General features: G+C 56.8%; 13 protein-coding genes and 1 tRNA gene. 7 read left to right on the top strand and 7 right to left on the bottom strand.

The features are described from left to right. Nucleotides 1-42: 42 nt before the first annotated feature. From IE099_RS17865 to IE099_RS17850, 4 genes are all read right to left on the bottom strand, one after another. Complete coding sequence (locus tag IE099_RS17865) at nucleotides 43-1,074, bottom strand: DUF5685 family protein (protein ID WP_229809580.1); 1,032 nt, start codon at nucleotides 1,072-1,074, stop codon at nucleotides 43-45. Then, nucleotides 1,074-2,984, bottom strand: a complete 1,911-nt coding sequence (gene speA, locus IE099_RS17860; RefSeq protein ID WP_229809579.1) for a biosynthetic arginine decarboxylase — start codon at nucleotides 2,982-2,984, stop codon at nucleotides 1,074-1,076. Before speA ends, IE099_RS17865 begins: the two co-directional genes overlap by 1 nt. 141 nt (nucleotides 2,985-3,125) lie before the next feature. After that, complete coding sequence (locus tag IE099_RS17855; RefSeq protein ID WP_189573101.1) at nucleotides 3,126-4,715, bottom strand: TIGR03790 family protein; 1,590 nt, start codon at nucleotides 4,713-4,715, stop codon at nucleotides 3,126-3,128. Further along, nucleotides 4,712-5,497 carry an MBL fold metallo-hydrolase gene (locus IE099_RS17850; protein ID WP_189573099.1) on the bottom strand — a complete coding sequence of 262 codons (786 nt, stop codon included), beginning with the start codon at nucleotides 5,495-5,497 and terminating at the stop codon, nucleotides 4,712-4,714. The genes IE099_RS17855 and IE099_RS17850 overlap by 4 nt, the downstream gene beginning before the upstream one ends. A gap of 266 nt (nucleotides 5,498-5,763) precedes the next feature. Between IE099_RS17850 and hemB the strand changes: the two genes are divergently transcribed. The 3 genes from hemB (at nucleotide 5,764) to IE099_RS17835 (ending at nucleotide 9,050) form a co-directional block, all read left to right on the top strand. Beyond that, the gene (hemB, locus tag IE099_RS17845) at nucleotides 5,764-6,762 is read left to right on the top strand and encodes a porphobilinogen synthase (RefSeq protein ID WP_229809578.1); all 999 of its coding nucleotides are present in this window, start codon (nucleotides 5,764-5,766) and stop codon (nucleotides 6,760-6,762) included. Further along, the gene (locus IE099_RS17840) at nucleotides 6,759-7,169 is read left to right on the top strand and encodes a hypothetical protein (RefSeq protein ID WP_189573096.1); all 411 of its coding nucleotides are present in this window, start codon (nucleotides 6,759-6,761) and stop codon (nucleotides 7,167-7,169) included. Before hemB ends, IE099_RS17840 begins: the two co-directional genes overlap by 4 nt. Before the next feature lie 153 nt (nucleotides 7,170-7,322). Beyond that, the gene (locus IE099_RS17835) at nucleotides 7,323-9,050 is read left to right on the top strand and encodes a diflavin oxidoreductase (protein ID WP_189573093.1); all 1,728 of its coding nucleotides are present in this window, start codon (nucleotides 7,323-7,325) and stop codon (nucleotides 9,048-9,050) included. 148 nt (nucleotides 9,051-9,198) lie between these two features. Here the strand turns inward: IE099_RS17835 and IE099_RS17830 are convergent, their stop codons facing one another. Continuing rightward, the gene (locus IE099_RS17830; RefSeq protein WP_189573089.1) at nucleotides 9,199-10,485 is read right to left on the bottom strand and encodes an ATP-dependent Clp protease proteolytic subunit; all 1,287 of its coding nucleotides are present in this window, start codon (nucleotides 10,483-10,485) and stop codon (nucleotides 9,199-9,201) included. 240 nt (nucleotides 10,486-10,725) lie between these two features. Here IE099_RS17830 and IE099_RS17825 point away from each other — a divergent pair, with 240 nt between their 5' ends. Both IE099_RS17825 and IE099_RS17820 read left to right on the top strand, forming a co-directional pair. Continuing rightward, nucleotides 10,726-12,741, top strand: coding sequence for a glycosyltransferase (locus tag IE099_RS17825; protein ID WP_189573087.1), 2,016 nt, complete (start codon nucleotides 10,726-10,728; stop codon nucleotides 12,739-12,741). Between the two features lie 85 nt (nucleotides 12,742-12,826). Then, on the top strand, nucleotides 12,827-13,447 hold the full coding sequence (locus IE099_RS17820) for an HNH endonuclease (RefSeq protein WP_189573085.1): 621 nt from the start codon (nucleotides 12,827-12,829) through the stop codon (nucleotides 13,445-13,447). 32 nt (nucleotides 13,448-13,479) lie between these two features. Here IE099_RS17820 and IE099_RS17815 read toward each other — a convergent pair whose 3' ends face one another. Together IE099_RS17815 and dapF are read right to left on the bottom strand one after the other, a co-directional pair. Beyond that, nucleotides 13,480-16,005 (bottom strand): carboxy terminal-processing peptidase, encoded by a 2,526-nt coding sequence (locus tag IE099_RS17815; protein WP_189573082.1) that lies wholly within the window; start codon nucleotides 16,003-16,005, stop codon nucleotides 13,480-13,482. A 93-nt stretch (nucleotides 16,006-16,098) separates the two neighbouring features. After that, on the bottom strand, nucleotides 16,099-16,908 hold the full coding sequence (gene dapF / locus IE099_RS17810) for a diaminopimelate epimerase (RefSeq protein WP_189573079.1): 810 nt from the start codon (nucleotides 16,906-16,908) through the stop codon (nucleotides 16,099-16,101). Nucleotides 16,909-17,075: 167 nt separating this feature from the next. Between dapF and fabD the strand changes: the two genes are divergently transcribed. Together fabD and IE099_RS17800 are read left to right on the top strand one after the other, a co-directional pair. Next, nucleotides 17,076-18,002 (top strand): ACP S-malonyltransferase, encoded by a 927-nt coding sequence (gene fabD, locus IE099_RS17805; protein WP_189573076.1) that lies wholly within the window; start codon nucleotides 17,076-17,078, stop codon nucleotides 18,000-18,002. A gap of 93 nt (nucleotides 18,003-18,095) precedes the next feature. Beyond that, a tRNA-Asp gene (locus IE099_RS17800) sits at nucleotides 18,096-18,172 on the top strand. Nucleotides 18,173-18,413 lie beyond the last annotated feature (241 nt).

The following is an 18,413-nucleotide window of genomic DNA, read 5'->3' as shown; positions in this document are numbered from 1 at the left end:
GAAGGTTGGATTGGAGTGAGGTGATTGAAAGGGCGAAACGGATTAACTGCAACTGCAACCGTCACACGGGCAGCAGTCGATGCAACCGGAGTCACCCGGGCCGCAGTCGAAGCACGCATCGGCCTTTCCGCTAGAGCCTCCGCAGCAACGGGCACTGCTGCTGCAGCTCGTGCAGTCGCAGTAACAGCAATCGCACCAATCATGCCACTTGCGGCCTTCGCTCTCTCGTTTCTCCCGACGGCGTCGCTTTTTCTCTGCTTGTTCGGGAGTTTCATTGACCTGCGGAATCTGGCTCCCGGTTTGGGTTGCGACTTGGAGCAAGGTTGCCTTCTGGGGGATGTCGGGAAGGGCCTCGATTTGGTTTTGGAAGTCTTGAAACTCGTGCGCCATCATTTCGCGCAACTCCGGAGCGGGAGTATGGGAAAGGGGATTGAAACGCTTGCGGCGGAGGTCGCTGGTCCAGTCCCGCCAAGCGTCGTCCCAGTAGATCAATTTTCCCAAGGAGGTGCCGATATTCCGCCACTGGAGCGAATTGGCTCCAGGGTGTTGTTCGAAGATTGTTCCGTAGGCCTGCGCGGTGGGGTTGGCTGCTCCCAGGGCATCCGGCTGCGACTGCTCGACTTCATGCTGGGATAGGATGGTCTCCGCCACTGTTGCGGTCGGGAAGCCGGTGGTATTGAGTCGGGCCACGGCTTTGTCGACCGCAGGCGCGAGGGTGCGCTCGCCAATTTTTGCCAGCAGTCTACGCGGCCAAGTCTCATCACAAGCATCGTCGCGCAGCTTGATCCCCAAGGCGCAGAGGGTGATGTCGGCCGCATACTCGACATGGCGACCGGTGTCGTAAATGAGCTTCGGTTTCGCCAGAGGGTTGCAGCAAGTGGAAAGGCGTGGCGGGTGTTCCTGATCGGAAAAGCCTGCCAGAGCGAGAAAGGTAGAGTCGCGGTTGATGAGGAATCGGGACCAGGAGCCGAAGTCGTGGTGCATTCGCGTGGCCAGTCCACAGAATTGGCCGCGCCACAAATCGGGGGTCCGGCCACAACAGGGGGCAGCCGGCGCCTGGAGAAAGCCGAACATCAGTCTTCGTAGTAGGTGTATCCGTTCAGGGTTTCGCGAAAGGCTTGCATGGTTTCCTTACGCTGCGCGGCGGTGATGCGCCCGGCTTTGACCGATGCTTCCGCAAAGCGACGGAAGCGTGCCTCCAGATCCTTGGGGTTGTATTCCACGTAGGTCAGGACGTCGGCCACGGTATCGCCCTCGACTTCGTGGGTCAGCGAGAGTTCACCATTTTCGATTGAGACCGATACCACGTTGGGATCGCCAAGCAGGTTGTGAAGGTCACCGAGGGTCTCCTGATAAGCACCTGTTAGAAAAGCTCCCAGATAGTAGGGCTTTCCCTCTTCGGGGTTGAAGGGATGGAGAGGGAGGTGGTTGCGGGTGGAATCGCGGTCGATGAATTTGTCGATCTTGCCGTCGCAATCGCAGGTGATGTCGGCGATGATGGCCGGTCGGGTCGGCTCCTCATGGTGGCGATGAAGCGGCATGATGGGGAAGAGTTGGCCGATGGCCCAAGCGTCCGGAAGGGACTGGAAGACCGAGAGGTTGGCGTAGTAGAAGTCGGTCAGATTCTCGTCGATCTGGGTGAGATCTTCCGGGATGTGATCCTGCTCCCTCAGATGGTTGGCGATGAGGGTCATGATGTGCCAGTAGAGCTTTTCCCCCAAGGCGCGGTCGCGCAAGTTGATGGTGCCAAGGGTGAAGAGGGCGCGGATCTTATCCCGATAGAACAGGGAATCGTTGAAGCACTCGTTCAAGGTCTGGGGACTCACCCGGGCCACCACATCCGCGATGTTCAAGAGCATGGGGTGACTGTCTGGGGAAGGAGACTCGGGGGCGTCGGGAACGTGAAAGGTGGTGACATCCAGAATGTTGAAAACAAGGACCGAGTAGTAGGCGACAATCGCGCGGCCGGACTCGGTGACGATGGTGGGGTGAGCGACTTGGGCCTGGTCGCAGGTTTCCTGAACCGTTTCGATCAAGTCGGCCGCATATTCGTCCAGCGAGTAGTTGGCGGACGAAGGACCCGAGCTACTAGATCCATCGTAGTCAACCGCGAGTCCTCCTCCCAGGTCGAGAAAGCCCATGGGAGCACCTTCCTGAACCAATGAGACATAGACCCGGCTGGCTTCCGAGACGGCCTCGCGGATGGAGCGGATGTTGGGAAGCTGGGAACCTTGGTGAAAGTGGAAGAGCTTGAGGGTATCGAGGAAGTCGTTTTCCTTAAGGATATCGATGGTGTCGATGACTTGCCCGGTATTGAGGCCGAAGACCGAGCGGTCACCGCCCGAGTCCGCCCAATGGCCTTCCGATTTGGTAGACAAGCGAAAGCGGATTCCGAGTTCGGGACGGATGCCGAGGGCTTTGGAGCGGTCAATGATGGAGGGGAGCTCCGATGGCATTTCCAGAACCAAGATCACATGCAGGCCCATCTGGGTCGCGCGGAGGGCCAGGTCAATGAATTCGGTATCCTTGTAACCGTTGCAAATGATGAGGGCGTCGGGATTGTGTTGATAGGCGAGGGCGGCGAGAAGCTCGGGCTTCGAGCCGCACTCGAGACCGTAATTGAATTTCTTTCCGAATTCGGAGATCTCCTCGACGACTTGTTGCTGCTGGTTGACCTTGATGGGGTAGACTCCACGGTATTTGCCCTGATAGCCGGCGGAAGCAATGGCCTTTTGGAAGGCCCCATTCAAATGTTCGATGCGACGGTCCAAGAGGTCGCGGAAACGCAAGTTGAGCGGCATGGCCCAGCCCCTTTCTGTCATTCCTTCGATCACTTTGGGGAGGGAGATGGGGACTTCTTTTCCCGTCTCTTGGTCACGGAGCTTGACCGTGACTTCACCCTCTTTGTTCAGGTCGAAATAACCATTACCCCAACGGTCCAGGCCGTAGAGGTCGCGCGAGTTTTCAGGAATCCATGTAGGCACTTCCGTTGTTAGTCCCAAGCGTATGGGATTGTCAGGAAAAATCTCGTTTACAGGACTTTTTTGCAGTCGCCAGAAGGGGGCGCAATCCGAGGATTCAATCCTGGGCAACAGAATGTTTGGCCGAGGCGGCGCTTTGTTTTGCTACTGGGCCTTGCTTTTGGCTGCGGGAGGAGCTGGTGGGTCGAGAATGTTTTTGAGGGCGAGCAGAGATTTGGATTCGGGAATGTTCTGGAAGCGATTCAGGCCATCGGTGACGAGCTCCAGGGCTGCTTGCTTATCGCCAGCACCGCGATGGATGCTGATCAAGTGAAGGGTTTGACGAAGTTTGTCAGGCTCGCCGGGGTAGGTCCGGGCAGCGGAATTGAAAAAGGCTTTGGCTTCGTCGATTTTGTTCTCTTGAAGAAAGCGCAAGCCCAAGGATTCATAGAGACGTCCCGAATTCATGCGGGCGGCGGCGGTGCGAAGCTTGACCGCGAGGGTCTCGGGTTCGGCGCTCCATTTTTGGATCCCGAGGCGGAAGGCGCGATAATCCTTGTCGTCTTCTGCCATGACGGGAGACTGATTTTGGGAAAGAAAGGGGCGATAGAGCGGGTCGCCGATGACCACCGATTGCCAGGAGTGCACCGGGATGGACATGTGAGCGGCCTCTACCAACGAGTATCCCTTGAGCAGCCGGTCGTGCAGAATATCGAAGTTGTGGGTGCCTGTGAGATAGGGCTCCCAGACGTTGCCGACTGTGGCGGCGGCGCCTTTGTTGAGGATGGGGCCGACCCATTTCTTTTTGGGATCTTCAATCGTGGTGGCTGAAAAAGAGTGGAGGTGAATGGCTACGGCTCCTTTTTTAAATCGGAAATTGGGGTTGAGCAGAGGTCCGTTCGCGTTTGCCGCATACCAGCCATAGTAGAGCGCGGCGTCTGTCATGGGGTAGTTGGTCGGGAAGGTGTCGCGAGTGCGCTCGATTACAGTCGGGATACCCTCCTTGCGGTTCTGACGAGCAATGGCTCGCATCCACTCGTCGCCGATCTCGTAGTTCTTTCCCTTTAGAGCCTCATCAAGGTAGCAGGTTCCCCATAGGCCGGTTTTCTCGATTTCCAAAGAGTCATCGATGATGCGTTGGCAGACCTCGTAGGAAGGTCCGTCAATGCGGCAGGTGAAGAGCAAGGGGATGAGCGAGGCATCTGAGATTCCACTGTCTTTTTGGTAATACGGGTTGTTCAGCGGCCCTTCGACTTCATAATTGGAAAGGCCGAGGTAGACCAATTCAGAATCGACCGAAGCTTCGTCCTCGCGCCCGACAGGAGGTTTGGACGGTTTGCCGTCCTCTCCTCCGGGTCGTGCTTCGCGCTTGATGCGATAGGGCACGCCTTTCATCAGAAGGAGAACTCTGATTTTGTTGCGAACCGGGACCTTCACTCCCTTGCTATCAGTGGTGCGGTGCCACCAAATCTCGCGGTCGAAATGATTGATGAGAGGGTTGCGAATTCGGGATTCGAAGTCCGAACGCGAAATGGTGGTCGATTCCGGAAGATTGAGAGCCACCAGGTTGCCGGAGGGGATTCCACGGGCGCGGGCATAGTTCACCGCGAGGGCTTGCGACTCCTTGCTCTCCATCTGATAGACGATGGCGATCTGTTCGGGCTCGATAGCGGCGGGAAGAGCTGCGGATGCCGATTGAAGAAGAGGCAAAAGCAAGAGGCAGAGGAGGACTCGGAATGGGTGAGTGATTGTCATGCTGAAAAGTCGAGAGTCAGGCCATCGGTGGCGATGAAGGTGGCGGAAGGCAACCTAGCGCTTGTTGCCACGAAGTCCAGATCGTGAGTCAGGTGGGTGAGGGCCGTTTGAACTGGCTGCAGCTCGGAAGCCGCTTCAAGGGCCTCCGCCAAAGACATGTGGGTGGAATGGGGCGCATCCCGCAAGGCGTCGATGATGAGCAGGTCGAGACCCTTCAGGTGCGAGCGGGATTCGGGCGGAATGACTTTGACGTCAGGAAGATAGCCAATCGATTTTCCTCCCGGCAGAGTGAAGCGAAATCCATGGGTCGGAGAGACCCCGTGATGGACCGGGAGGGCCCGCACGGTCACGTCGCCAATTTCGAATTCATCAAAGTCATCGAATTGTTTCGGGGCAGGGCGGACGTAGTTGCGGGCGGTATTTCCAAAGGCCCAGGGGAACATTCGCTCCAAGGTGTTGAGAGTGTGGAGGGAACCGTGCAGGGGCATCGGGTCCTCGCGCCGCCAGCAAAAGGCGCGAATCTCGTCAAAGCCCACCACATGGTCCACGTGGTCGTGGGTATAGAGAACGTGGTCCACACTTGTTAGACCTTCCCGCAAGGCCTGTTCCCTCAGGTCTGGACCGGTGTCGACGAGGATGGTGACATCATCAGTGTGAATCACGATGGATGAGCGTGTTCGTCGGTTGCGGGGATCGGTCGAGGTGCAGACTGCACAGTCGCAGCCAATCACGGGAACTCCCACCGAAGTTCCAGTTCCTAAGAATGTGAGTCGTGCGGGCAAGGTGAAAGAATCTTGGCCACGCCCTCTCATGAAGCAAACCCAATCCGTGTTTCTGCCTTGAGGCTTTGGAGAAAAAGGCGGAAGGCAGAAGCAATGGGCCCGGAGGAGGTGCGGCCGTTGGTTCTTGGCGCGACGAGGTCAAGGGGAGGTTTTTTCGTAAAGGGATGGAGTGTGATGACCAAGCCTGCCGCCGCGGGTACTTTGCCGGCTGGGCTATCGTTTATTTACCATTGCGAGAGCGCTTCTTTTTTCCGAATGTCCCGCCCATGAATCCTCTTGAACTCGATATGCTCAGTCGCCCACGCCGCAACCGGAAGTCAGCCGGGGTGCGGGCGCTCACTCGCGAGACTACTCTCTCGGCAAGTGATTTGGTTTTGCCGCTTTTCTTTCATGAAGACCCTGAAGATGTCGCCATCGAATCCATGCCGGGATGCACCCGCTGGTCTCTGGAAGGTTTGGTAAAGGAGGCCGGAGAGGCTCATGCCCTGGGGGTTCCGGCGGTGGTGCTTTTTCCGAAAATCGAGGAAAGCCTGAAGACCGGAGACTGCGAGGAATGCTACAATCCGGAGGGCCTTGTGCCTCGGGCAATTCGCGCCTTGAAGGCTGCTCATCCAGACTTGGTCGTGATGACCGATGTGGCTCTGGACCCTTACAATGCCGATGGTCATGACGGCTTGGTCGTGGATGGTGAGATCATCAACGACGAGACCGTGGCGGTTCTCTGCAAGCAGGCTCTCAGTCAGGCGGAGGCTGGCGCGGACATTGTGGCGCCCAGTGATATGATGGATGGTCGGGTAGCAGCCATTCGCGATGCCCTGGACGCGAACGGTTTCCAAAAGGTGAGCATTTGCAGCTATACCGCGAAGTATGCTTCGGCCTTCTATGGGCCTTTCCGCGGGGCTTTGGATTCCGCGCCCAAGGCCGGCGACAAAAAGACCTATCAGATGGATCCCGCCAATGCACGGGAGGCGCTGAGGGAGCTGGAGCTGGACGAGTTGGAGGGGGCCGACATGGTGATGGTGAAGCCCGGGGGCCCCTATCTCGATATCGTCAAATCGGTTCGCGAGAACACCCGCCTCCCAGTGGCGGTCTATCAGGTGAGTGGTGAATACCTCATGATCCAAGCGGCCTCGGCGGGAGGGTGGCTGGATCGCGAGAAAGTCATTTTCGAGAGTCTCCTTGGCATCAAGCGGGCGGGTGCGGACATCATCCTGACCTACTTTGCCAAAGAAGTGGCAGGAAAGCTGAAGGGACTGGGCCAATGAGTCGGATTCTGACGCAAATTTTCTCGGGGATTGGAAGCAGTGGACTGGGCGGAATCGGTGGTTTTCCGGCGGCTCAGATCGACGAGGTCAGTTCGGATGTGAGTCGAGCCACCGCGAGGGCCGATCGGGCGACGCAGAAGGCGATAGAGGCGGAGCAAAAGTTCGAACGCCTGCAGATCGTGACCCAGGCCATGTGGGAAATCCTGCAAGAGCGGCTGGAGGTAACGGATGAGGAACTCGAGTCCAAGATCCAGGAGGTTGATCTGCGAGACGGAGTGGCGGACGGCAAGATGGGGGGCGAAGTTGCAATTTGTGGCAATTGTCATCGCAAGACAGGTGTGAGGCATCACCGGCGCTGCATGTATTGTGGATTCGAGCTCAAGGCCCGGCATGTGGTCGAGAGGTGAGGTCGCTCGCCTTCTCGTTGGAGCTAAACTGCTAAACTCGCTTTCATTGTGCCTTTATAGCAAAGAATTTGGAATGACGCTTGCTTCTGCTTGAAACCTGCGTCGATAGCGTCCATTTTGCGCGGCCCCGCGCGGGGGAAACTTTTTACGATTATGGCTGGTCCACTCTTTGTTCCTGAAAATGCACCTTTCTCTGCTGAGCAGCGCGCTTGGTTGAACGACTTCTTTGCCAAACAAATGGCTGGCGGGGCAGTTGCTGATGACAGCGGTCCTACCGTGCCCGTTACCATTCTCTGGGGTTCCCAGACGGGGAATGCGGAGAGCTGTGCAAAGCGAATGGGCAAGGCCCTGAACGGGGGTCGCTTCGAGACTGAAATCTTCGACCTCTCGGCATATGACATTAGCAAGCTGAGCGAAGAGAAGAACGTCCTCCTCATCACGAGTACCTATGGCGACGGAGAACCACCAGACAACGCTGCTGACTTTGTAGAAAATCTCCTCGCCGAGGATGCTCCCCGCATGGAGGGCGTCAAGTTCTCGGTTCTGGCCTTGGGCGATACCGAGTACCCTGACTTTTGCGAAACTGGAAAGGTCATCGACCGTCGCTTCGGCGAACTGGGGGGAGAGCGCATCTATGAGCGTGTCGATTGCGACGTGGATTACGATGAGCCATTCGACGTTTGGAAGGCCGGTATCATCGACGTATTGGGCGCGGGGTCCGCTGCTGCCGAGTTGGTGGAAATTCCTGCTGCGGACGAGCCCTACGGCAAAAAGAAGCCTTTTCCGGCGCCCGTCCTGAACAACTACAATCTCAACGGAGCCGGTGCTTTCAAAGCGACTCATCACATTGAGTTCTCTTTGGAAGGCTCAGGCCTGGAGTATGAGGCGGGCGACGCCCTGGGCGTTGTTCCGGTGAACCCCGAGTCAGTGGTCGACGAACTTCTTGCCGCTTTGCCCTTCAATACCGGTCGCGAGGTTCCCTTGCCTGGTGGGGGAGAAGCTCCTTTGAAGGAGGCTCTGATGCATCATTACGACATTCGCAGCCTCAACAAGAATCTGGTCTCCGCATGGCAAGAGCGCAGTGGTTCGCCCTATCTCCGCTCGGTGGTGGAGGCTGATGATAAGGCGGTCTGGGATGACTTTTTCTGGGGTCGGGAGCTCATCGACCTGGTGGTTGATTACCCGGCGGATTTCCGCGACGGGGAAGAATTTGTTGGTGTTCTCAAGAAGCTTCAGCCTCGTCTCTATTCAATCTCTTCCAGCCCCAAGGCCCACCCGGGAGAAGTGCATCTCACGGTGGCGATTGTGACTTACGATTCGCATGGACGGAGTCGCGGTGGGGTTTGTTCCACTTTTCTCGCAGATCGTTGCGAGGGCGTGCAGCCCGGGGTCTATGTTCACGTCAACAAGGCCTTTCGTCCACCTTCGGACGGTACTGTGCCTCTCATCATGGTTGGCCCCGGCACCGGGATTGCTCCCTTTCGTGCTTTCCTTGAGGAACGCCAGGCGACCGGTGCGACTGGACAGAACTGGTTGTTCTTTGGCAACCCTTATCGCGCGACGGACTTCCTTTATGAAGAGGAGCTCGCCACGATGCAGGAGAAGGGGACTCTCAACAAGCTTTCCCTCGCGTTCTCGCGGGATCAGAAGGAGAAGCTCTATGTCCAACACCTGATGCTGCAGGAGGGAGCCGAGCTGTGGAAATGGCTGGAAGAAGGAGCCCACTTCTGCGTTTGCGGCGATGCATCCCGGATGGCCAAGGATGTCGATGCGGCCCTGCACCAGGTGATTCAAGACCACGGAGGCAAGTCCGAAGAGGAAGCCATCGAATACGTCAAGCAGCTGAAGAAAGACAAGCGCTACGCCCGCGACGTCTATTAGGTGCAGCGGAGGATTTTACTTTTCAATGGACGAATCCGCGCTTGCTGCGGGCTGGTCCATTTTTTCTTGGGGGACTGCCGAAGAAGTGAACAAAAAAAGCCCCGCCGAAACCAGCGGGGCTCTTGAAGGAAAGGGAAAGGGCGCGTGCCTATTTCTGCTGCTGATAGTAGCCGTCGGGATTATACATATACAGCACGTCCATGGGGTTGAGGCGGGGAATGATATTCTCCGGAGTCGAGGTGACGGAGGCGTTTGGAGAGGCCGTGGAGGAACGTTTCGCATCGGGGTTCTTCACGAGGGAAGTCTCCCGAATATTGCTCACCACATGGTCGACCCACTTCAACTTCTTGGCCTGGTCGGCAAATTCGGTCCAGTCACCTGTGACGGTCTCCTGATACATTTTCTTGATGAACTCCTCGCGGGAGATTCCCATTTTCTTGGCAATAGGATTGGCCAAGCGGCGCCACCATTCTTCCATCATGCGGGTGTGCTCGCGGGTCTCGGTCAGGTTGCCGTGGTTGCCGGAAAGGATTTGATGATGAAGAATCACGGCATTGGGGAAGGCGAAAGAGCGCTCGGCCAAGGTTGTGAGCGAGGCCGCCATGGATGCGGCAAAGGTCTTGACCACCACATAGACCGGAGCTTCCGAGCCGTGCATGGCCTTCATGATGCTCATTCCCGACATCACGGAACCACCCGGTGAGTTGTCGATGACGATGAAGATTGGGTACTCGGTATCCTTGTTGTTGAAGTAGTTGATGCGCTCGGAGACGTGGTCCGCAGTGCCGGAAAAGATGGGGCCATTGAGGTCGATACGGCGGTCCGAGATGACGAGGGTGCCGTCGTCGAGGAAAGGTTCCTCCAAATACACGGGCTCGCTCTGCGTGTAATTGTCGCGACGGTACTTTGCCTCAATGGTTTTGATTTCGCGTTCCAAGGCAGACATTTCCAGCCCGAACTCAGCTTGGGTCGCTTTCAACTGAGCCGTCATCTTTTCGGCCTGCATTTTGGCCACGTTCATTTCGCGGGTGAGTTCGGCAGTTTCCTCGCGGAATTGTGCGGCATCGTCTGCCATTTCCTTTTTCTGCTTCAGCTCCGCAACGGCCAGGGTTTCGGCGAGTAGTTCTTTCTCCAGCTTCAATCGCGAGACTTGCTGGCGGAGTTCGTTCAGCTCCATTTTGGACTCCTCTGCAGCCAAGGCATTCTCGAGTGCGAGTCGGGATTTCTCCTTTTCCATACGCGCTTTCGCGATCTCTTCCTTGGAAGGTTTTTTCTTCGGGGCAGGCTTCTCAGTTTCAGCCTTTTCCAAATTCTTGGTTTCGGCTGGAAGATTGACCGGGGTGTTGGTCTGGCTTTGGTCGGCGCTTAGGATTGAACCGGTGAGAATAAAGGCCGAGGCGGTCATTGCCAGGGCTCGGTTGGTTGTAGTCTTCATATCAAAGGGGCCGAGGTGAACGTAATGCCCTGGCTCATGAAAGTTTAACGATTCAGGTGGAGTCATTTTTGCACAAAATAACGAAAAGGGTAAAATAACCGAGTTCGGTCGGTTTAAGTTGGTGGAGGAAATATCTGGATGTTCTTTCTCCGTTTGACGAAATTGTCACCTTGCAGACGTTTTGCAGGCGGGTTCCCGCGTCTATGGCCCGCTACAACATCCCTTGAACCTGAAAACGCTATGAGAATTGAATTCGTGACCGATACTTTCCCGCCCGATGTCAATGGCGTGGCTATGACCCTGGGGCGACTGGTTGAAGGCTTGCGGGCACAGGGGCATCTCGTCCACGTGTGGCATACTGCGGAGCGGTCGGCTGAGCAATCGGGCGAGGCTTTCGGCGAGACTTCTCTCCCTTCCATCCCGCTGCCCGGCTACAAAGAGGTCCGGGTGGGATTGCCCGGTCGGTTGAAGCTGCTCCGGCGCTGGCGCAAAAAGAGTCCGGATGCGGTCTATGTCGCCACCGAGAGTCTTCTGGGGCTTTCGGCAATCAAGGCTGCCGCGATGTTGCGGATTCCCGTCGCGGCGGGGTTCCATACGAATTTCGACCAGTATTTGGAGCGTTACAACTTGCGAACCTTGAAGCCTGCCGCGCTGAGCTATCTCAAGAAGGTGCACAATCGGGCGGACAGCACCTTTGCCCCTTCGCGTGAGGTCGTGGAACGGCTGGAGAAGGAAGGGTTCCGTGATGTCCATCTGCTGGGACGCGGGGTCGATACCTTGCAGTTCCATCCCCGGCGTCGCGATGAGAAATTGCGGCGCGAGTGGGGAGTGGCTGAGGAAGATCCGGTGGTCTTGATGGTGGGGCGTCTCGCTCCGGAGAAGAACCTCGAGCTTGGAATTGCGGCCTTTCGCAAGATTCAGGAAAAGAAGCCCAACGCCCAGTGTGTGATTGTGGGTGATGGTCCGGTCCGCGGAAGCCTCTCCGCGCAGCACAAGGACGTGATCTTTGCGGGCGTTCAGCGAGGTGATGATTTGGCCCGGCATTATGCATCCTGCGATCTCTTGCTCTTTCCCAGCGAAACCGAAACCTTCGGCAATGTATTGTTAGAGGGGATGGCGAGCGGCCTCTCCACTGTGAGTTATGATTACGCGGCCTCCTCCTTGCATGTGGAGCATGGTGTCAATGGGCGGAAGGCTCCTCTGGGTGATGACGAGGCCTTCATCGCGGAAGCGGTTGCGGCCGCAAGCGATGATTTGCGAAGTCAGCTGCGCGAGAATGCGCATCAAGGGATGTTGCAGATGGGGTGGGACAAGGTGGTCGAGACCTTCGAAGAACGCCTCCGCAAAATGGGCGAAGGTCGTTTGAATGCGCGCACGATCAACCGACGGAAGCCTTCCACAATGGAATATCGTTCCATCTTTGTCTCGGATATCCATTTGGGTACACAGGATAGTAAGGTGAAGGAGGTCATCGACTTTCTGAAGCATAGCAAGTTCGAGAAGCTGGTCCTCAATGGAGACATCATCGATGGCTGGGCCTTGAAGCGGGGAGGCACTTGGAAGAAGAGTCACTCCAAGTTCGTGCGCTACATCTTCAAGGTGATGGAGATGGAGGACGTCGAGGTGGTTTATCTCCGAGGGAATCATGATGACATCCTCGACCGCTTTTTGCCGATGGCATTTGGGCCGATGAAGATGGTGAAGGAGCACATTCACGAGGCCCTGAACGGGAAGAAATATCTCGTGGTTCATGGTGACGGCTTCGATACTGTCTCCACTGATCACAAATGGATCGCGGCCGCCGGGGCGGTGGCCTACGACCAGCTGATGAAGGTCAATCGCGTCTATAACAACTATCGGTCTTGGCGCGGGAAGGAGTATTTCTCGATGAGCAAGGCGATCAAATGCAAGGTGAAGTCGGCCGTCTCCTTCGTCGATCGGTATCAGGAACAGTTGCAAATGCTGGCACGCCGGAAGGGATGCGAGGGGATCATCTGTGGTCACATCCACACTCCCGCAGACGAGCAGTTGGAAGATGTGCACTACCTGAATTCCGGTGACTGGGTAGAGTCGCTCAGCGCCGTGGTGGAGCATCTCGACGGGACCTTCGAGGTCATCTACTACGAGGACTTTCTGCAGAAGATTCACGACGACGCCGCGGCCAAGGCGGAAAGCGAAGACAGCGAGCGCATCGTGGATCTGTCATCGGTGCGTCCCGAGGTGGAGGCATCCAAGCAGCAAGGCACTGTCAGTTAGGCCCTGACGCTGTGGACAAAGGTTGCCCTCCTTTCCCGTTGAAACGGAGGAAAAAGGTCTGTATGTAGCTACCAGCTGAAAAGTTATGGATGCTATCTTAAATCGCCCTGTCCTAGTCCTTAACCGGCTCTGGCAGCCGGTGCAGACCTGCTCCGTTCGACGCGCTCTCAAACTACTTTGCCTGGGGCATGCCGAGGTCGTCCAGACCGAGGGAGACGCGAAATATCAAACCCACAACCTAACCTCCTGGGTCCAGCATTCGGTGAATGAGATGGCTCATCTCGCTGACGAACTGATTCATTCGGTCAAGGTGGTGCTGGTTGTTCCAAAGATCATCGTGCTGGCGGCCTACGATCGAATGCCCCGCAACGAGGTGAAGTTCACGCGGCACAATGTCTTCCTGCGCGACCAGTTCACTTGCCAATATTGCCGAAAGAAATTCTCGGAGAAAGAGCTCAATCTGGATCACGTCTATCCACGCGACAAAGGAGGGAAAACGACGTGGGAAAACATCGTCACTTCTTGTATTCGTTGCAATACCCGCAAGGCGAACAAGTTGCCTCACGAAGTGAATATGAAGTTGTTGCGCGATCCCAAACGGCCGCGCTGGCGTCCGCTCTTTGGCTCCAAGACCGATACCAAACCTCACCACAGTTGGGAGCAGTTCATTCGGCCGGACAAAGAGTTGGTCCAAATGGTGAACTGAGTGTTCTGCTCATCCGCGAGGAGATCTTTTCCTTAAAGCTGTCCCGCAGCCGTACCCTGTCGCACTGCTTCCTTCAGCTCTTCAAGTTCTTCCGCAGCTTCAATCTCGTTCAGCAGATCGGTGAGGATATCAAGTGCTTCGCGCTTGTAAGGATCGAGCCCACTGGGCCACTCGGGAGCCTGCTCCGCACCCATCTCGTCGTTTTCTTCTGCGCGTAGAATGATGGCCTGCGAGTCCCGGTCGCGGTCTACTGTTTCGAGCTGGGCTCTTTCCAGGTCGTCTAATGCCAGCCGGAGGAAATGATAGCGTTGGTCATCGAATTGCTGCATCCTCTCGAATCGAGAGCGTCTTTCGCGATTGCGGGCGGCGATTCTTTCCTTCTCGGTCTTGGCGTTGTCCAAGCGCTTCTTGCGATTGAGGCTGACCAAGTTGGTGCGAAACTCGACCTCAGTCTGAATGATGTCTTCCCGAATGTATTTGAAATCTTGGGAGGCCTGAACGCGCTGGCGGCTTTTCTCCGCAACTTCGGGTAGGTGAAGACCCTTGCGATCCATCGGGCGGAAACCTGGAGCCGGGCGAATGGCGTCGTGGGGAAGGGCATGGGGGAGATAGCGTTCGCCAATCTCGAGGCTGTCGTTGACCGACGGCAGCACAATATCAGGGACCACACCCCGGAGCTGTGTTGAACTGCCGGTCACCCGATAGAACTTTTGCACCGTCGCTTTCAAGTCGCCCGCGCGGGAGGGGTCTTGCATGAAGCGGAGGAAGTTGGCGACGCCCATTTTCTCCTGCACCGTTCCTTTTCCGAAAGTGGAGGACTCGCCCACGATGATGGCCCGGTTGTAGTCCTGGAGGACGCCTGCAAAGATTTCGCTGGAAGAGGCGCTGTTGCGATCGGTGACCACAACCAGCGGACCATTGTAAATCGGACTGAGAGGGGTGGAGGACAGGATGTCGACCCGACCAGTTTGATCCTTGGCTTGCACCACCGGACCTCTCGGCAGGAAGAGACCGGCAAGCAGGGGGACCTCGGTGAGTGAGCCTCCAGGATTGTTGCGCAAGTCGAGCGCTATCCCATCGACCCCCTCACGCTTGAGACGGGAGACCAGTTTTTTAACGTCCCGATAGACGCTGGGGTCGGCGTCCTCAAAGTCGAGATAGAAGCTGGGAATCGTGATCCAACCCAAGCTGAGAGGCGCTCCTTCCGGTTGCGCCACTTTGACGACTTCGGCAGATGCGGCTGCGTTTTTCAGCTCAATGGTTCCGCGACGAATGACGACTTTCCGCTTCTCGCTATCTTCTGCGGTTCGATTGTGAATGATGATTCCAACGAAGGTGTCCTTGCGCCCCAGGATGAGCTGGACCACTCGTTCGATGGGGAGAAAGGTCACGTCCACAACGCGACCATCGTTCATCGGGTCAATGGCGACAATCCGGTCATTGGGTTGAAGCTGGCCCTGACGGTGAGCCGGGCCATTGACGATAATGCCGGCCACCTTGGTCGAACCATCAGGCTGTGAGCTCAGTTCTGCTCCGATGCCAGTCAGCTGGTTGCGAAGCTCGCGATCAAAGCGCTCATTCTCAGCGACGCTGAGGTAGTCGGAGTGGGGATCGTGTGCCTGGGCGACTGCGCTGAAAAAGTAGTCGGCGATTTCTTCATCGGCTGCGGCTTGCACCGATTCCTGAAATCGCTGGTAGCGCTTCTTGATGATCTTGCGCGGAGAGTCTTTCTGAAAGCGCGGCTCAGGCGCAGGGACAACTTTGGGGGCTGGTTCCTCTGCTTGGGGTGGGGCGGGGAGAGGGCCGGGTGGATTCTCGTTTACGACCTTGGCGGGGATTGCATCGGGAGAAGGCTTTTCCGCTTCAGTTTTGGTTGCAGCAGATTGTTCTGGTCTTTTTCCATTGTCCGCAGGGGTGGTCTTCGGCTTCTCTGGTTCTTCCTTGGTAGGGGATGGTTCGGGGAGGGCTGGAGGCTTTTCTGCTGCCCCTTCCGCTGGCTTGGGGGCTTGCTCCTGTTGCTGGAGAAGCTCGTCTCGTAATAGCTCTTCAGTGAGGAGTTCGTCGGCAATCTTCAGACCCCAGATCCGTTGGGCTGCGAAGCTGTCCTGGGGCCAAGCCGCATTCTTGCGCGAGCGAGCGACCATGGTATCGCCTTCGAAGTTGAAGGCGGCGTTGTCGGTCAATCGTTCGATATACTCCGTGCGCTCGGCCACCCGGGTCGCGAATCGGGTGTAGATTTCACGGGCTGGTTCCATACCGCGAGAGCGGAGCAAAAGAATATCGAAGGGAGATTGGGCTTGGCCGGTGTATTGGACGGTGAACTCGTCGACATCTTCTTGGGTCAGATAGAGCTTTTCCGGATCCAGATTGTGAAGATAGCGCTCCAGAATCCTTTTGTTCAGATTGTTCTCAAATCGCAAGCCGTCGAAGTGAGAGTCTCCCAACATAATCGTCAGCGCCTTGCCGACCGCATTGAAGTCGGCGGCTGCCGGGAGTGGGGCGAGGGAGCAGAAGAACAAGGCTGTGACAGCCAGAAGGGGGCGAATGAAAAGACTCATTTGGGTAAAAGAACGAAGCCGCGAAGGGAGTTGTTTCGGCAATGTTTCGTCTGTTCCCATATCAGGAACCCGCCCTGATGGCGAGCGCTGAGCTTAGATTTCGATTTCGCCAGTGAAGGTCACCACTGCGGGGCCGGTCAGGGTTACGTTCACGAAATCATCTCCGGACTTTTCAAAGCCGATCAGCAAAGTCTCTCCACCGGCAACATCAACTTTGATGGGGGAAGGGGCTTCGGTGAGGAGGTGGTGATAGAGAGCACAAGCTACCATCCCGGTGCCGCAGGCCAAGGTCTCGCCCTCCACGCCGCGCTCGTAGGTTCGAATTGCGATGTGGCCGGTCTCGATGACTTGGGCAAAATTGGCGTTGGTTCCAGCGGGGGCGAAGTGGGGGTGATAGCGTACGGCGGCCCCGAGCTTGACGACATCCAACTCGGCGAGATTCGGCACGAAGGCAACGGTGTGGGGGACTCCGGTATTCACCGAATGGATCGGGTAGGATAGTCCCTCAACCTCGATAGCGAGTTCAGCCTGCATATCGAACGGGTCGGACATGGCGACTTCCACATCTTCGCCGATCAATTTGGCAGAAAGAGTCCCGGCAATGGTCTCGAAAGAAACGACGTCGGCGGGTTCGGGTAGAAGGCTGGCGGTGAAACGGCCGAAACAGCGAGCCCCGTTCCCGCACATCTCAGCTTCCCCGCCATCGGCATTGTAATAACGAAAACGAAAGTCTGCCTCACCATCAGTGGGTTCGGCGGCCAGAAGGCCGTCGGCACCGATGCCCCGGTGGCGGTCGCACAGAAACGCGATTTGTTCTTTGCTTAGATTGTAAGCTAAATCGCGATTGTCGAGGACCACGAAGTCGTTACCGGCTCCGTTCATCTTGGTGAAGGAAATGATCATACCTGAATTTCAAGCACCCCCTCTTTTTTTCAAGTCGCAAAAATAGCAAGGCTGGCAGCGGCGGTTTTCTGCTCCCACTTCTTCGTGGGCCGCAGGAAGCAGTTTCACGAAAGGAGTTTCTCCAGACTTGCGCGAGCCTGTGGGAAGCGCTTGGCTTCCGGCCACACATGACTGATTGCGTATTACTATTTGCCGGACAAGGGGCTCAGAAGGTGGGAATGGGGAAAGACCTCGTCGAGGCGAGCCCGATTGCACGGGAGCTTTTTGAGCGGGCGGACCAGGTTCTGGGCCGCAGCCTGAGCGAAATTGTCTTCGAGGGACCGGAGGAGGAACTAACCAAGACCGCCAATTGCCAGCCCGCACTCTTTGTGCACGGCCTTGCGATGTGGGCTGTCTTGAAGGAGGCCTGTCCGCACCTCAATCCTGTCGCGGCGGCCGGCCTCTCTCTCGGTGAGATGACAGCCCACACTGCTGCGGGGAGCTTCACCTTCGAGGAAGGGCTGCGGGTTGTAGCCCAAAGGGGCCGCCTGATGGATGAGGCCTGTGCCGAGACGGAGGGCGCGATGGCCGCAATGGTCGGCGGGGACGAAGCCGCTGTTAGAGAGCTGGCGGCTGAAGCCGGGGTTGATGTCGCCAACCTCAATGCCCCGGGCCAAATCGTTTTGTCAGGCACGGTCGAAGGAATCGACAAGGCCGTCGCAGGGGCGAAAGCGCGCAAAATCAAGCTCGCCAAGAAGCTGAAGGTCGCAGGAGCCTATCACTCCCGCCTGATGGCTAATGCCGAAGCAAAGCTGGGCCCCGTTCTTGTGGATGCGGAAATCAATGCGCCGAACTATCCTGTCGTTTCCAATCAGCGGGCGGAAGAGGTGACTGACCCCTCAGAAATTCGCGAGACGCTCCAGAAGCAAGTGACCGGGTCGGTGCGCTGGGTAGAGTCGATGCAGCTCCTCCGTGAAAAGGGGAATCAACTCTTCATCGAGTTGGGACCAGGGAAGGTTTTGGCCGGTTTGATGCCCCGAATCGACAAGGGTGCGACCGTGGAAACCGCCGGAGATTGGGAGTCTTTGCAGGTTCTGATAGAAAAATTGAAATAAGGTGAAGTTTTTAGTTGCGCGCGGCTGGGATTCTCCCTAGCTTGCGCGCCCACGCTAGCGGGGCCGCTGAAAAGCAACCTGCTAGCTCTACCGGGAGCGGTAGTTCAGTTGGTTAGAACGCCGGCCTGTCACGCCGGAGGTCGCGGGTTCGAGTCCCGTCCGCTCCGCCACTTTAATCCTTGGATTAGAGCAGTGATAAGGCCGATTCTTTCGAGAATCGGCCTTTCTCTTTTCCACGCGGTCAGCTCCGATGATGAGCCCGAGCGGCGAGGCCATCCGGATCAAGTTTTCGTACTGCAAATGGGGGGTCTACACCAAAGTTTGGGGACGAGACGTTTTTTTGAGGTTTCAGGGGTTGTTTAACCGCACTGGGCGATGACTCGAAGTCGGTAATTGTTGAAGTTTTTGAAG

This window comes from Roseibacillus persicicus (assembly GCF_014651675.1).
Classification (GTDB): Bacteria; Verrucomicrobiota; Verrucomicrobiia; order Verrucomicrobiales; family Akkermansiaceae; genus Roseibacillus; species Roseibacillus persicicus.
The sequence above is the reverse complement of the archived record's forward strand: the minus strand, read 5'-3'. Positions and strand labels throughout refer to the sequence as shown.